13 protein-coding genes are annotated in these 13620 nt (G+C 70.6%); 10 read left to right on the top strand and 3 right to left on the bottom strand.

The annotated features are described in order from the left end of the window. Positions 1-139: 139 nt before the first annotated feature. Complete coding sequence (locus tag ACTWQD_RS05280) at positions 140-1381, top strand: MFS transporter (RefSeq protein WP_443195126.1); 1242 nt, start codon at positions 140-142, stop codon at positions 1379-1381. On the opposite strand, the gene ACTWQD_RS05275 is transcribed toward ACTWQD_RS05280, so the two are convergent. Next, positions 1378-1884, bottom strand: a complete 507-nt coding sequence (locus ACTWQD_RS05275; RefSeq protein ID WP_443195125.1) for an Lrp/AsnC family transcriptional regulator — start codon at positions 1882-1884, stop codon at positions 1378-1380. The two genes, ACTWQD_RS05280 and ACTWQD_RS05275, sit on opposite strands and share 4 nt — an antisense overlap. A gap of 132 nt (positions 1885-2016) precedes the next feature. On the opposite strand from ACTWQD_RS05275, the gene ACTWQD_RS05270 reads away from it, so the two are divergent. Continuing rightward, positions 2017-3180, top strand: coding sequence for a trans-sulfuration enzyme family protein (locus tag ACTWQD_RS05270; protein ID WP_443195124.1), 1164 nt, complete (start codon positions 2017-2019; stop codon positions 3178-3180). Here ACTWQD_RS05270 and ACTWQD_RS05265 read toward each other — a convergent pair. After that, positions 3177-4466: an MFS transporter gene (locus tag ACTWQD_RS05265; RefSeq protein WP_443195123.1), complete on the bottom strand. Its 1290-nt coding sequence runs from the start codon at positions 4464-4466 to the stop codon at positions 3177-3179. The two genes, ACTWQD_RS05270 and ACTWQD_RS05265, sit on opposite strands and share 4 nt — an antisense overlap. A gap of 91 nt (positions 4467-4557) precedes the next feature. Here ACTWQD_RS05265 and ACTWQD_RS05260 point away from each other — a divergent pair, with 91 nt between their 5' ends. Beyond that, on the top strand, positions 4558-5541 hold the full coding sequence (locus tag ACTWQD_RS05260) for a LysR family transcriptional regulator (protein ID WP_443195528.1): 984 nt from the start codon (positions 4558-4560) through the stop codon (positions 5539-5541). A gap of 192 nt (positions 5542-5733) precedes the next feature. Here ACTWQD_RS05260 and ACTWQD_RS05255 read toward each other — a convergent pair whose 3' ends face one another. Further along, entirely contained in the window at positions 5734-6798 is a 1065-nt protein-coding gene (locus tag ACTWQD_RS05255) for a nitronate monooxygenase (protein ID WP_443195122.1), read from the bottom strand. A 36-nt stretch (positions 6799-6834) separates the two neighbouring features. Here ACTWQD_RS05255 and ACTWQD_RS05250 point away from each other — a divergent pair, with 36 nt between their 5' ends. The 7 genes from ACTWQD_RS05250 (at position 6835) to ACTWQD_RS05220 (ending at position 13540) form a co-directional block, all read left to right on the top strand. Beyond that, positions 6835-7767 (top strand): N-acetylglucosamine kinase, encoded by a 933-nt coding sequence (locus tag ACTWQD_RS05250; protein ID WP_443195121.1) that lies wholly within the window; start codon positions 6835-6837, stop codon positions 7765-7767. 4 nt (positions 7768-7771) lie between these two features. Continuing rightward, positions 7772-8236: an NUDIX hydrolase gene (locus ACTWQD_RS05245; protein ID WP_443195120.1), complete on the top strand. Its 465-nt coding sequence runs from the start codon at positions 7772-7774 to the stop codon at positions 8234-8236. 280 nt (positions 8237-8516) lie between these two features. Beyond that, complete coding sequence (rsgA, locus tag ACTWQD_RS05240) at positions 8517-9710, top strand: ribosome small subunit-dependent GTPase A (RefSeq protein WP_443195119.1); 1194 nt, start codon at positions 8517-8519, stop codon at positions 9708-9710. A gap of 272 nt (positions 9711-9982) precedes the next feature. Continuing rightward, the gene (locus ACTWQD_RS05235; protein WP_443195118.1) at positions 9983-11077 is read left to right on the top strand and encodes an ABC transporter ATP-binding protein; all 1095 of its coding nucleotides are present in this window, start codon (positions 9983-9985) and stop codon (positions 11075-11077) included. Continuing rightward, a complete protein-coding gene (locus tag ACTWQD_RS05230) occupies positions 11077-11838 on the top strand; it encodes an ABC transporter permease (protein WP_443195117.1) in 762 nt (253 codons plus the stop codon). Before ACTWQD_RS05235 ends, ACTWQD_RS05230 begins: the two co-directional genes overlap by 1 nt. Then, a complete protein-coding gene (locus ACTWQD_RS05225; protein ID WP_443195116.1) occupies positions 11835-12581 on the top strand; it encodes an ABC transporter permease in 747 nt (248 codons plus the stop codon). The genes ACTWQD_RS05230 and ACTWQD_RS05225 overlap by 4 nt, the downstream gene beginning before the upstream one ends. Beyond that, complete coding sequence (locus tag ACTWQD_RS05220; protein ID WP_443195115.1) at positions 12578-13540, top strand: glycine betaine ABC transporter substrate-binding protein; 963 nt, start codon at positions 12578-12580, stop codon at positions 13538-13540. Before ACTWQD_RS05225 ends, ACTWQD_RS05220 begins: the two co-directional genes overlap by 4 nt. Positions 13541-13620 lie beyond the last annotated feature (80 nt).

Below are 13620 nucleotides of genomic sequence, written 5' to 3'. Positions count from 1 at the left end.
CGGTTTTGATCAATTTTGTCATGAATTTCAGCCGTGAGGATCAGTGGTGCCGCATTCTGGAGGTACCGACTTTTCCGCGGGCCAGCGCTTCCCCCACAAGCAGGGAGCGCGCGGCCCGCTTTGACGCAAGGGCACAGACATGACCGTCTTCAGCGAACTCCGCATGCGCCCGGCCACGGCAGAGCGCTGGGGCTGGGACGCCTCCACCTCGGCGCGGCTGGTGATGGCCGGCGTCGTGATTTTCACGCTGCTGGTCGGCGCCAACCTGGCCACCCCGCTGTACCCGCTGCTGCAGGCCAAACTCGGCATCACCTCCCTGGACGTCACTGTGGCCTTCTCCGCCTACGTCCTGGCCCTCGTGGCCACGCTGATCCTGGCCGGCCACTGGTCCGACCACATCGGCCGCCGGGCCGCCCTGGTGCTCGCGGTGCTCGTTGGCCTCGCCGGAGGCTCCGTCTTCGCCATGGCAGACAGCCTGCTGGCGCTGTGTGCCGGCCGGGCCCTGCAGGGCATCGCGGTGGCCCTCGCCACCGGCGCCAGTTCCGCCGCCCTGCGCGAGCTGCTGCCCAGCCGGCCCGAGTGGGCCTCGCGGTTTACGCTGCTGGCGTCCGCCGGCGGCGTGGCAGCCGGGCCCGCCATCGGGGGAGTGCTCTCGCTACTGCCCGGGCCCACCACCACACCGTATTTCCTGCATTCCGTGGTGCTGGCAGCCCTGCTGGTTCCGCTGTACCTGCTGAAGGCCCGGCCGGCCATCACCCTGGCCGCGGGCCCGCAGCCCCTGCGTGTTCTGGCGCCCCGCCGGCCCTCCGTCTCCCGGTCCGCCCGCGGCGCCTTCTGGCTGGCGTCATCGGTGGGATTCCTCAGCTTCACCGTCTTCGGCTTCTGCCTCTCCCTGGCCCCGGGCTATTTTGCCCAGATTGTGCACGCTGACTCGCGGCCCCTGATCGGCCTGCTGGCCGGGCTGACCCTGGGGTCCTCGGCGCTGAGCCAGCTGATGGCCGTGCGGGGGAAGTTTGTGGTGCCGGCCGGCCTTACCCTGCTGGCCGCGTCGGTGCTGCTGATCGCGGCGGCCGCGGCCTGGAGCAGCCCCTGGCTGCTGATTCTCGCCAGCATCACCGCCGGCATCGGGCAGGGCGTGTCGTTCCGGACGGTCTTTAACGACGTCGCCGGCAAGGTCGAGGCCTCTCGCCATGCGCAGATCATCAGTACCGTCTATGTCATCACCTACCTCGGCAGCGCCTTCCCGGTGATCGGGCTGGGGCTTGCCGTCGGCGTCGTCGGCCTGCAGGCGGCGGTTGCGGGTTTTGTGGCGCTGTGCGCCGCCGCGGCAGTCGTCCTCGCGGCGGTCGCCCTGCGGGCCTCCCTGCGCCAGGCAGGCTAGTCCGGGAGCGGGCCGTGGTTGCCCTGGATGTGGTCGAACACCAGGGTGGTCTCTGTGTGGCCCACCACCGGATCGGTGGCCAGGTTGTCCAGCACCCAGTCCCGGAGGTCCTCGGTGGTGGCGACGGCGATGTGCAGCAGGTAGTCCACTGACCCGGAGGTGTGGAAGGTGGAAAGCACTGCGGGGAGCCGGGGCACCCGGGACGTGAACCGGTCGATCTGTTCGCGGTCGTGGGCGCGGAGCCGGACGGCGATGAGGGCCTGGACGGAGCGGCCGATCGCGGAGAGGTTCAGTTTCGCCTCGAAGCCCTCGATGATGCCGCGCTCCGACAGGGCGCGGGTGCGCATCAGGGCCGTGGACGGCGCAATGCCGACCAGCTCGGCCAGCTGCTTGTTGGAGATCCGGGCATCGGCCACGAGGGCAGCTAGCAGGCGCTCATCAATGGCGTCCAGCGGCTCTCCGGCGGCGGGTCCCGGCCGAAGATTCTTCGCACTGCTACTCACGGATCCTCCTTGAAGTGTTGTCAGTTCATCATAAACGGCAATATCCGCCGGTTCCATTCACGTCCTCTGTAAAACTCCGAATTATTGCCAGATACTTGCCGGATTCAATGGCGAATATTCATAAGGAGCAAGGTGCTTTCTCAAGACTCGCTGGCGGTCCACGCCGGCCGGAACGGGCTCACGGAGCTGGGCCTCCACGCAGTGCCCATCGACCTGTCCACCACGGCGCCCCTTCCCTCCGTGCACGACGGCGGCCTGGCCTATGAGCACATGGCCACGGGCGGCGCCCACGTCGAGGGGCAGAGCACTGTCTACCAGCGGCTCTGGAACCCCACCGTGGCACGCTTCGAGGAGGGGGTCGCCGTCCTGGAAGGAACCCCGGAGGCCGTCGCCTTTGCCACAGGCATGGCGGCACTGAGCGCGGTGCTGCTCGCCGTCGTCGCCACCGGAAAGAAGCATGTGGTCGCGGTCCGGCCGCTGTACGGCGGAAGCGACCACCTGCTGGCCTCCGGGATGCTCGGCACCGAGGTCACCTTCACCACCCCCGACGGCGTCCACGCCGCACTCCGCCCCGACACCGGCCTGGTGATCCTCGAGACGCCGGCCAACCCGAGCCTGGAACTGGTCGACATCGCCACAATGGCCGCGGCCGCTGACGGCGTGCCCCTGCTGGTCGACAACACCTTCGCCAGTCCGATCCTCCAGCAGCCCTTCGCGCACGGTGCCGCCATGGTGCTGCACAGTGCCACCAAGTTCCTGGGCGGACACGGCGACGCCATGGGCGGGGTGGTGGCGGCCGCTCCCGAGTGGACCACCCGGCTGCGGCAGATCCGGGCCGTCACGGGCGGCATCCTCACACCCTGGCCCGCCTACCTGCTTCACCGCGGGCTGGCTACCCTGCCGGTCCGGGTGCGCGCCCAGCAGGCCGGCGCGCAGAAAGTCGCCGTCGCCCTGGCCGGCCACGGCCTGGTCCGGCGGGTGTTTTATCCGGGGCTGCCTGAATGCGATCCGCAGGGGCTCGTTGGAACCCAGATGGCCGGTCCCGGCTCGCTGCTGGCCTTCGAGGTGGGCAGTGCGGAGCACGCCGAACGGATTCCCTCCGCCGTCGGCATGATCACGCACGCGGTCTCACTGGGCGGGATCGACACCCTGATCCAGCATCCTGCCGGGCTGACCCACCGGCCGGTGGCCGCCGACGCCAAGCCGCACGCCACCCTGCTGCGGGTGTCCGTGGGCCTGGAGGACCCCGCCGACGTGGTGGCCGACCTGGTGCAGGCCATCGAAGCGACGCGCTAGCACGCTCCGGCGGGGGCGGCGGGCGTGCCGCCGGCGGTTCCGGCGGGATGCACGACGGCGGTGATCACCGCCGTCGTGCAGGCGAGCCCGATGACGGTCAGGGCCAGGGCCTGCCAGCCCAGGGACTGAAAGACCAGCCCGCCGGCCCAGCCGATGACGCTGGAGCCGAGGTAATACGCGAGGTTGTAGAGCGAGGCGGCCTGGGCCCGCCCGGTTGCGGCGATGGCGCCGGTCCAGCCCGCGCCGATGCTGTGCGCCGCGAAGAAGCCGCCGGTGAACAGCAGCAGTCCCGCCAGAATGAGCGGCAGCATGGTGGTCAGTGTCAGGGCCAGGCCCGCCGCCATCAGCACCGTTCCCGAGATCAGCACCGTGCGCCGCCCGAACCGGGCCGCCAGCCCGCCGGCCCAGCGGGAGGAGACCGTCCCGGAGAGGTAGGCCAGGAAGATCAGGCTGATGATGCCGGCCGGGAGGCTGAAGGGCTCCCCGGAGAGCCGGAATCCCAGGTAGTTGTAGACCGCTACGAAACCGCCCATCAGCAGGAACGCCTGGACGTAGAGCGCCAGCAGCCGCGGGTTCCGGCTGTGGCCTGCCAGCGTCCTGAGGGCGCCACGGAATCCGCCCGCCGCGGCCGCGGTGAATCCTTGCGCCCGCGGCACGAGGGCCAGGAACAGGACGGCCGCCACGGCCGCCAGGACCGAGACCGACAGCGCAGCGGCTCGCCAGCCCCAGAGCTCGCCGGTGACGCCGGCCAGCAGCCGCCCGGCCAGCCCGCCCAGCGTGGTGCCTGCGACGTACGTTCCGGCCGCCAGCGCGGCATGGGCCTTGTTGACCTCCTCATTGAGGTAGGCGATGGCGATTGCGGGAATGCCGCCCAGTGCCATTCCTTCGAGCATCCGCAGGCCCAGCAGCATGGGGAAGGTGGTGGCCAGCGGGACCAGCAGGCCCAGGACCGTGGCGGCCAGGATGCCCCACGTCATGGCCCGGACCCGGCCGATCCGGTCGGCAAGGAAAGACCACGGGAGCACCGTTACGGCCAGCCCCACGGTGGCCAGGGAGATGGTCAGTGCCGCCTCGGCGGCCGTCACCTGCAGCTCCGCCGCCATCAGGGGCAGCACCGCCTGGGTGGAATAGAGCTGGGCGAACGTGGCGACGCCGGCGAACGCCAGCGCCGCGAGGATCTTCCGGTAGGCCGCGGACCCCTTCGCATGCCCGGCAGCATGACCCGCCAAGGCGGGCTGGCTGTCGGCCGGGACGGCGGTGCGGCGGAGCAGCGGAAGATGGGGCATGTCCCCAGCGTAGGCTTCCCCGGAACATGCCTCCAATGCATGATTCTCATAGGATACATAGCAAAAGTGGATCAAAATGGAGGAAGCCGCCATGGACGTCGAGCACAGGCAGCTGGTCCAGCTGCTGCCGCTGCTGCCCCTGCTGGCAGAACTGGGCCGCACGGAACACATCACGGAAACGGCCGAGGTGCTGGGCCTGCCGCAGTCGACGGTCAGCCGGGGCATTGCCCGGGCCAGCAGCATCATCGGGACCGAGCTCCTGATCCGCGACGGCCGCGGCGTGCGGCTGACGGCGGCCGCCAAAGCCCTGCTGCCACACATCGAGGCGGCGCTGGGCGAGTTCCAGGCCGGGCTGGACCTGGTGCGGCATGACGCGGAGGTGGTCCGTGGCCGGATCGCGGTGTCCTTCCAGCACACGTTCGGGGAGGCGATGCTGCCGCTGCTGATCAGTGCCTTCCGGAGCCGGTATCCCCAGCCGGCCTTTGAGCTCAGCCAAGGTGCCCGGGACGGCTGCCTGGCGGAGCTGGCCGCCGGGGACGCCGACCTGGCCCTGACGGCCCCGGTGGCGCCGCCGAGCCGGCTGATCTCCTCGGCGGCCCTGTACCGGGAACCGCTGCGCCTGGTGGTCCACCACCGCCACCCGCTCGCCAAACGCCGGCGCGCCCGGCTCGAGGAGATCCGGCATGAGCCGTTCGTGGCCATGGGGCCCGGCTACGGCATGCGCTCGCTGACCGATGCGCTCTTCCGCGAGGCCGGCTTCCGGCCGCGGATCGCCTTCGAGAGCCAGGACTCCCACACGGCCCGTGGCCTCGTCTCGGCAGGTCTCGGAGTGAGCATCCTGCCGCCGGGCGGGATGGCCCCCGGGCGGCATGTCGCGGCGCAGTCGGGGGACCTGGGCTGGGTGGAGCTGGCCCTCGACTCAGGCCTGGCCTTCCGGGAAATCGGGCTGGCCTGGCGGGAGCGGCGCGGGGGAGCGGACGCCGAGCCGGACCCGGTGCGGCTGTTCCGGGAGCTGGTGCTCAGCGACGGCCCCGCGCTGCTCGTTGCCTTCGTCCGCGGGCGCTCCGGCGTCTGAGCGGGCCCGGGCCGGCGCCAAGTACCTGAGCCGGCTCCGGGTGCCTCAACCGGCCCGTGGCGTCCAGTTCGCCGGAAGCCTGCGAGATCGCGGGAACGTTCCGGCGAACCCGCAAGGCTCCGGCGAACTGGACGACCTCGGGGGTGCGCGGCGGCGGGGGCGGGCCGTGCCGGGGCGCGGTGTGGCTTCCCGTCAGTCCAGCAGCCCCGCCAGAACCTCTGCCACGGACCCGGTCCCGGCCTGCCGCCAGCCGGTTCCGGCCCAGAGGTTCAGCCGCTCCGGATCCCCGGCCGCCGCGGCCGCCGCGCGCAGGGGAGCGGTGAGGTGGTGCACCGCCGGGTAGGATTCCGGCGCAACGGGGTGGTCCCGGACGAACTCGTTGACCAGGGCCCGGGCCGGCCGGCCGGTGAAAGCGCTGGTCATTCCGGTCCGGGTGAAGTGCGGGCTGGCGAGGGCGTCCTTGTGCAGCTGCCGGGCGCCGCTCTCGCCGGTGCGCAGGAACGCTGTGCCCAGCTGGGCCGCCTGCGCACCCGCGGCCAGGACCGCGTCGACTCCCGCCCGGTCCGTCACGCCGCCGGCGGCAACCAGCGGGAGCCCGACGGCGGCCCGCACCCGGGTGACCAGCCCCGCCGTCGAACCCGGGACCCCCTCACCACCGGCATTGTCACCACCGGCATTGTCACCACCTCCGGTGGGTTGCGGCTGGAACGCCGCACTGTGCCCGCCCGCGCAAGGGTGCTGCACCACCAGCGCGTCCACGCCCTGTCCGGCGGCTTCAAGCGCCTCGTCAACCGTGGTGACGGTGGCGAGCACCGTGGAGCCGGCCCGCTGCAGCGCCTGCACAATGCCGGCCCCGGGCAGGCCGAAGGTGAAACTGACCCACTCCACGGGGTCGTCCAGCAGAGCCTGCACCTTCCCGTCCCAGTAGTCATCGTCGTCGAGCCGCAGCGGTGGCACGACCACGCCGTAGCGCAGGGCATCAGGCTCCAGCTGCGCCCGGTAGTCCTCCAGCCGGGACCGGACGGCCGGGGACGGCGGAAGCTGCGCGGGGTCGGGAACGAACAGGTTCATGCCGAACCGGGCGCCCGCGGAGCGGACGGCGGCGATCTCGGCCTGCATGGCTGCCACGGTCTTGTAGCCTGCGGCCAGGAAACCCAGCCCGCCGGCGCCATGGACGGCCGTCACGAACCCGGGGGTGGACGTCCCGCCGGCCATGGGCGCGGCGATGATCCGGGTGCCGAAGATACCGTGCGACATTGCTCACTCCTGTGCGTGATTCAGTAGGCTGTTCCGGTGACCCATTCTGACATCCCGCCGTCGGCGGACCCCGTTGCCCCGACCGTACCCGGCGCCGTGATCGGCCTCGACATCGGCGGGACCAAGACCCGCGGCGTCCGCTTCGAGGACGGGGCCGCGGTCGGCGATGCGTCTGTGGGCAGCTCCAACGTCCAGAACGTCAGCCGCGAGGAAGCCGCCCTGCACCTCGCGGAACTCTTCGGCCGGATCGGCGGCGGGACGGTGGCCCAGGTGTATGCGGGGGCCGGCGGCATTGATACCGAGGCCGACGCCGAGGCGCTCGCCGCGCTGATCGCGCCGCACGTCCCCGGCGCCCGGATCACGGTGGTCCATGATTCGAGGCTGCTGCTGGCCGCCGGTGGGGCGAGCACCGGCGTCGCAGTCATCGGCGGAACGGGTTCAGCGGCCTGGGGCCGGAACAGCCTGGGCGCGGAGGCCCGCGCCGGCGGCTGGGGGTACCTGCTGGGCGACGAGGGCAGCGGGTACTGGCTGGGCCGCGAGGCCGTCCGCCACAGCCTGCGCCGGATGAACCAGGGGCAGCAGCCGGACCAGCTGACCACGGCCCTGCTCGCCTCCTGCGGCGTGGACGAGCCCAACAAACTGATCGCGCTCTTCCACGCCCCGGACACCGGGCGCCGGTACTGGGCCGAGAGGGCCCGGCTGGTGGTCGAGGCTGCCGCCGCCGGCCACGCCGCGAGCCAAGAGCTTGTGGACCAGGCCGGGGACGACCTCGCCGCGCTCGCCGAACAGACGGTCCGGCAGCTGGGCATCGACGGCCCGGTGATCCTCGGCGGGGGACTGGGCATGAACGTTCCGCGACTGCAGGAGTCCTTCCGTGCAGCGCTCGCAGCTGCAGGCATCACCGACGTCCGGATCCTCGAGCAGGATCCCGTCTTCGGGGTGCTCCAGCTCGTGGCCGAGCAGGGCTGAACGGATGAGCCTGAACTTCGACACCCGGCCCGCTGCCTACGCGGTCATCATCCGCGACGGCGCCATCCTGCTGGCGTACTGGAAGCAGGGCGGCAAGGAAGGCTGGACGCTCCCGGGGGGCGGCCTGGACCTGGGCGAGCATCCGGTGGACGGATGCCGACGCGAGGTCTATGAGGAGACCGGATACTCCGCCAGGGTCGGCACCATGCTGGGGATCGACGTCGGGCACTGGCCCGCGGAAATCCGGATCGACGGCGGCGAACGCGACTTCCAGTCCCTCCGGCTCATTTACGAAGCGGAGGTGACCGGCGGGGAGCTGCGGCACGAGGTAAACGGCAGCACCACCCACGCGGCGTGGATCCCGCTGGGGGATGTCGGGGAGCTGAACAAGGTCTCGCTGGTTGAGGTGGCCCTCCGGCTCTACCGGGAGCGGCCGCTGGACGGCAAACTTTCCGCGGAAATTCCCTAGCCAGCGCGGCCGGGCCCGGCTACCCTGAAGGAACCGCCGGGCAGGACCCGGCCGCGCTGAAGGAACACGCTGAATAAACCGCCCGGATCCCGGGTGGAGCGAGAGGGAACGGGGAGGTGGAGACGATGACTGCAACAGTCCGGTGCGCGCTGCGCGCCAACCCCAACCACGTCATTATTCCTGCCCCGGCCACCAGCACCCGCTAGCAGCTGCGAGGTTCCCACCACCGCCAGTTTTGCCGCGGCGGCACACCACCCGGGGCCCATCAAAGGGTTTTTCGTTGACTACTTCTTCTCTCGCACAACCAGGCGCAGCCGGAGCCACCCCCGGCAACACCAACACCTTCCCCGGCCCGGCCGGCTACGGCTTCACGCCCGCCGTCGCCGAACGTTTTGCCGCCCACCCCGTACCGGGCGGCACCGGGGCGGGCCGGGTCATCCGCGTGGACCGCAACCGGGTCCTGGTCGCGGCGCATAATGCCACCCTCCACCTGGCCTACCCCGGCGGCGGGGAGCTGCCCGCCACCGGGGACTGGGTCTGGCTGGGAGCCAACACCGCGGGGGAGCCCGCCATCACCGGGATCCTGCCGCGCCATTCGGAACTCAGCCGCAAGCGCGCGTTTGAATCCTCGTCGGACTCGCAGGTGCTCGGCGCCAACATCGACATTGTTGGCGTCGTGGTGCCCGTGGACCGGCCGCTCACCCACAACCGGCTGGAACGCACCCTGGTCGCGGCGTGGGACTCGGGGGCCACCCCGCTGGTGATTATCACCAAGGCGGACCTTGCCGACATCGCGGACGACGTCGTCGGGAAAGTGGTCCTCCAGGCCGCCGGTGTCGCGGTGGTGACCACCTCCGCGGAACAGGGCGACGGCCTCGACGAACTGCTGGGCCACCTGCCGGCCGGCGGCACCCTGGTGCTGCTGGGCCCCTCGGGGGCCGGCAAGTCCACGCTCATCAACGCCCTGGCCGGCGTCGACATCCAGGAAACCGGGACTGTCCGGGCCGGCGACGGCAAAGGCCGGCACACCACCACCTCGCGGGAGCTGGTGCCCCTGCCGGGCGGCGCCGTCCTGATGGATACCCCCGGGGTGCGCGGGTACGGGCTGTTCGACGCCGAGACCGGGATGGAGGAGATGTTCGGCGACCTCGACGAGCTATTCAGGCAGTGCCGGTTTTCGGACTGCGCACACGGCCGCGAGCCCGGGTGCGCCGTGCAGTCCGCGATCGCGGACGGGGCCCTGGATGAGCGCCGCTGGGCCAGCTACCTGAAACTCCAGCGCGAACTCGCGGCCCTGGCCCGGCGGCATGACGCGGCCGCGCGGCGCGCGTACGCGCGGGAGTGGCAGCAGAAAATCTCCGCCGGCGGCAAGAGCCAGCGCTCCGCGGAAAGGGACAGCCATGAGGCGGCCGAACGGCAGCGCGAACGGTCCGGCGGCAAGGGCCGGCGCGGCACCGCCCGGCGGGGCCGCTGACCGGGCGGCGCGGTATGAAGCAACGCGGGGTCACGTGCGGCCCATTCCGACCGCCGGGATGGGCGCGGTGTGACCCCGCGTTGACCGCCACCCATCCGCGGGCAGGCCGGCACCGAATTGCAACGTCGGCCACGGCGCAATTTGATAAGGTCCCTGACTTTGTCGGCTGCGCTGGCTAGGCTGAGTTCCACGTGCTTTACAGCCAAAAATCGGCGTGCCTATGATCAGTTGGCTGGTCCGATGTTGCTTCGAACAGTTAGGTAAGCCCGGAAATGGCTGAAGCCATGATCGAGTTCCAGAGCGTCACCAAGCAATACCAGAGCGGGCAGCCTGCCGTCGATGAGCTGACCATGTCCATCGACAAGGGTGCCATCACGGTGTTTGTCGGGCCATCGGGGTGCGGCAAGACCACGTCACTGCGGATGATTAACCGCATGGTCGAGCCAACTTCCGGCACCATCACCGTCGGCGGCGAGGACGTCACCGCTGTGCCGGCGGCGAAGCTGCGCCGCTCCATGGGCTACGTGATGCAGTCCTCCGGGCTGATGCCGCACCGCTCCGTGCTGGACAACATCGCCACCGTGCCCCGGCTCAACGGCGTGGGCAAGGCCGAGGCGCGGAAACGCGCGCAGGAACTGCTCGACGTCGTCGGGCTGGCGTCCGCACTGGGCAAGCGGTACCCGGCGCAGCTCTCCGGCGGCCAGCAGCAGCGCGTCGGAGTGGCCCGGGCCCTCGCCGCGGACCCGCCCGTGCTGCTGATGGATGAACCCTTCAGCGCCGTGGACCCCGTGGTGCGCGACGAGCTCCAGCAGGAACTCCTCCGGCTCCAGCGGGACCTGGCCAAGACCATCGTCTTCGTCACCCACGACATTGACGAGGCCACCGTCCTCGGCGACAAGGTGGCGGTCTTCGGCCTCGGCGGAAAACTCGCCCAGTACGCCACCCCGGAGGAAATCCTCCGGGCACCGGCCAATGACTTCGTGGCGTCCTTCGTGGGCCGGGACCGCGGCTTCCGGCACCTGGCGTTCAGCCCGTCCGACGGCGTCACAGTGCACCGCGCCGCAACGGTTACCCCCGCCGAACTGGAGCGCGCCGGGAACCCTTCGGAGGAGTGGCAGCTGGTGGTCGACGACGCCCTGCGACCCCTCGGCTGGTCGGGCCCGGGCAAGGGCTCCGCGACCGTGCCCGGCGGCTCCCTCTTCCGGAAGGGTGACACGCTCCGCCGCGCCCTCGACGCCGCGCTGTCCTCACCGTCCGGCCTCGGCGTCGCCGTGGACGCCGACGGGCGGGTGGCGGGCGTCATCACCGCCGCGGAAGTCCTCGCCGTGATCGAATCGGACCGGACCGTCCGCCAGGGTGCGCTCTGATGGAGTGGTTCCTGGCCAACAGCGCACAGGTCTACAGCCTCGCCGGCCAGCACCTTGTCCTGGCCATCCTGCCGATGGTGTTCGGGGTGCTCATCGCCGTCCCGCTGGCCCAGCTCGCCCGGCAGAGCCGCGGGCTCCGGTCCGTGGTGCTGACCGCGTCGTCGCTGCTCTACACCATCCCGTCCCTGGCGCTGTTCATCATCCTGCCCACCGTCCTCGGCACCCGCATCCTGGACCCCGTCAACGTTGTGGTGGCCCTGACCATCTACGCCGTCGCCCTGCTGGTGCGCGCCACGCTGGACGCGTTCGACTCAGTGGACGAGGACCTCCGGCAAGCCGCCGTCGCCATGGGATTCAAACCGTTCGCCCGCTTCCTGCAGATCGACCTGCCGCTGTCCCTGCCGGTGCTCTTCGCCGGGCTGCGCGTCGTCTCCGTCAGCAACATCTCGCTGGTGAGCGTCGCGGCCCTGCTGGGCATCGGCAACCTAGGGATGCTCTTCACCTCCGGCCTGCAGCGGGACTTTGTGACCGAAGTGGTGGTGGGGATCATCGCCATCCTTATCCTCGCGCTTGTGATGGACGCCGTCCTGGTCCTCCTTGAACGGCTCCTGACCCCCTGGACCCGTGCCGCCGCCGGGGGCAGCGCCGACACAGCGTCCAGCGGTGACAAAGCAGGCACAGCTGCCGGTGGGGACAAAGCAGGCACAGCTGCCGGTGCGCTGCGGTTCGCGCGTCCCAAGACCGGAGGGGGGAACGCATGAGCAACGTGGTCACCGACACCTTCGCCTGGCTCAGCGACCCGGCGAACTGGTCCGGCAGCGCCGGAATCCCGGCGCGGGTGGCCGAGCACCTGTTTTACACCAGCCTGGTGATGGTGATCGCCACGGCCATTGCGGTGCCCATCGGGCTCTACGTCGGGCACACCGGCCGGGGGCGGGTCGCCGCCGTCGCCGTGGCCGGCGCACTCCGGGCCCTGCCCACCCTGGGCCTGCTCACGCTCTTCGTCCTGCTGGCCGGCATCGGGCTTATGCCGCCGATCTGGGCGCTGGTGATCCTGACGGTCCCGCCGCTGCTGGCCGGAACGTACGCCGGCATCGCCAGCGTGGACCGGAACGTGGTCGACGCCGCCCGGGCCATGGGAATGACAGAGCTCCAGGTGCTGTTCCGCGCCGAGTTCCCCAACGCCCTGCCCGTGATGTACGGCGGGTTCCGGACCGGCGTGCTGCAGGCCATCGCCACCGTCTCCGTGGTGGCGTACATCAACCTCGGCGGACTCGGCCGGTATCTCTTCGACGGCCTGGTCCTGTCCGATTTCCCCCAGATGCTGGGCGGGTCCCTGCTGATCGCTGGCCTGGCGATCGCCGTCGACCTTGTCCTCGCACTCATCCAGAGGCTGTTCCTGTCCCGGGGCGCCTCCCACCAGCCAGACCGGAGCCAGCAGGCTGCGGTTGATCTCACGGACCCCGTTCCCGCGGGGACTGTTGTTCAAGGAGGTACGTCATGAAGGAAACCCGCCCACTGGGCCTCGGCCGGCGCGCATTCGGCGGTCTGGCCGCCGGCGTAGGCCTGGCCCTCGCACTGTCCGCCTGCGGAGGCTCATCCGATCCGCTCTCCACAGCCCCCGCCACCGGCGGAGCCACGTCCGGCGCGGGAGCGCCCCTGGTGATCGGGTCCGCCGACTTCACCGAGAGCCAGATCATCGCCGAGGTCTATGCCGGGGCGCTGAACGGAGCCGGCGTCACCGCCAGCACCAAACCGAACATCGGCTCCCGCGAGGTCTACTTCAAGGCCGTCCAGGATGGCTCGGTGGACGTGATTCCGGACTACAGCGGCAACCTGCTCCTGCACGTGAGCAAGGACGCCACGGAGGTGTCGGCCGAGGACATCTACAAGGCGCTGCCGGGCAAGCTCCCGGAGGGTCTGGCCGTGCTGGAGCCGGCCAAGGCCGAGGACAAGGACGCCATGGTGGTCACGAAGGCCACCGCGGAGAAGTACCAGCTGAAGTCGATTGAGGACCTCGCCAAGGTCTGCAGCGAAATCGTCGTGGGCGCCCCGGCCACCTTCGCCGAGCGGGCGTACGGGCTCCCGGGCCTGGAGAAGAACTACAACTGCGTGCCCAAGAAGCTGGAACCGTTCAGCGACGGCGGCGGAGCGGTCACGCTCAAGGCCCTGCTGTCGGATCAGGTGCAGGTGGCCGACATCTACACCACCACCCCGTCCATCGCCGACAACGACCTGGTGGTGCTGGAGGACCCGAAGAACAACTTCATCGCCCAGCAGGTCCTGCCGCTCTACAACACGGCGAAGATGACGGACAAGGCGAAGGAAACCCTGAACGCCGTCTCCAAGGTCCTCACCACCGAGGATCTGATCAACCTCAACCGCGCGGTCAGCGGCAGCCAGAAGCAGAACCCCAAGGACGCTGCTGCGGCGTGGCTCAAGGAGAAGGGCCTGGTCCAGTAACTGCTCCCGCCGCGCTGGACTGGCGCCCTTGTTCTGACGCCCTGTTCTGAAGCATGGCGTTGACGCACGACGGCGGCTGC

Source organism: Pseudarthrobacter sp. 1C304 (genome assembly GCF_052245515.1).
GTDB lineage: Bacteria > Actinomycetota > Actinomycetes > Actinomycetales > Micrococcaceae > Arthrobacter.
The sequence above is the reverse complement of the archived record's forward strand: the minus strand, read 5'-3'. Positions and strand labels throughout refer to the sequence as shown.

Bases quoted from the DNA above. Each gene is read 5' to 3' on its own strand.
- ACTWQD_RS05280 (WP_443195126.1), top strand. From the start codon at position 140: ATGACCGTCTTCAGCGAACTCCGCATGCGCCCGGCCACGGCAGAGCGC.
- ACTWQD_RS05265 (WP_443195123.1), bottom strand. From the start codon at position 4,466: ATGCCCCATCTTCCGCTGCTCCGCCGCACCGCCGTCCCGGCCGACAGC.
- ACTWQD_RS05260 (WP_443195528.1), top strand. From the start codon at position 4,558: ATGGACGTCGAGCACAGGCAGCTGGTCCAGCTGCTGCCGCTGCTGCCC.
- ACTWQD_RS05255 (WP_443195122.1), bottom strand. From the start codon at position 6,798: ATGTCGCACGGTATCTTCGGCACCCGGATCATCGCCGCGCCCATGGCC.
- ACTWQD_RS05245 (WP_443195120.1), top strand. From the start codon at position 7,772: ATGAGCCTGAACTTCGACACCCGGCCCGCTGCCTACGCGGTCATCATC.
- ACTWQD_RS05235 (WP_443195118.1), top strand. From the start codon at position 9,983: ATGGCTGAAGCCATGATCGAGTTCCAGAGCGTCACCAAGCAATACCAG.
- ACTWQD_RS05230 (WP_443195117.1), top strand. From the start codon at position 11,077: ATGGAGTGGTTCCTGGCCAACAGCGCACAGGTCTACAGCCTCGCCGGC.
- ACTWQD_RS05225 (WP_443195116.1), top strand. From the start codon at position 11,835: ATGAGCAACGTGGTCACCGACACCTTCGCCTGGCTCAGCGACCCGGCG.
- ACTWQD_RS05220 (WP_443195115.1), top strand. From the start codon at position 12,578: ATGAAGGAAACCCGCCCACTGGGCCTCGGCCGGCGCGCATTCGGCGGT.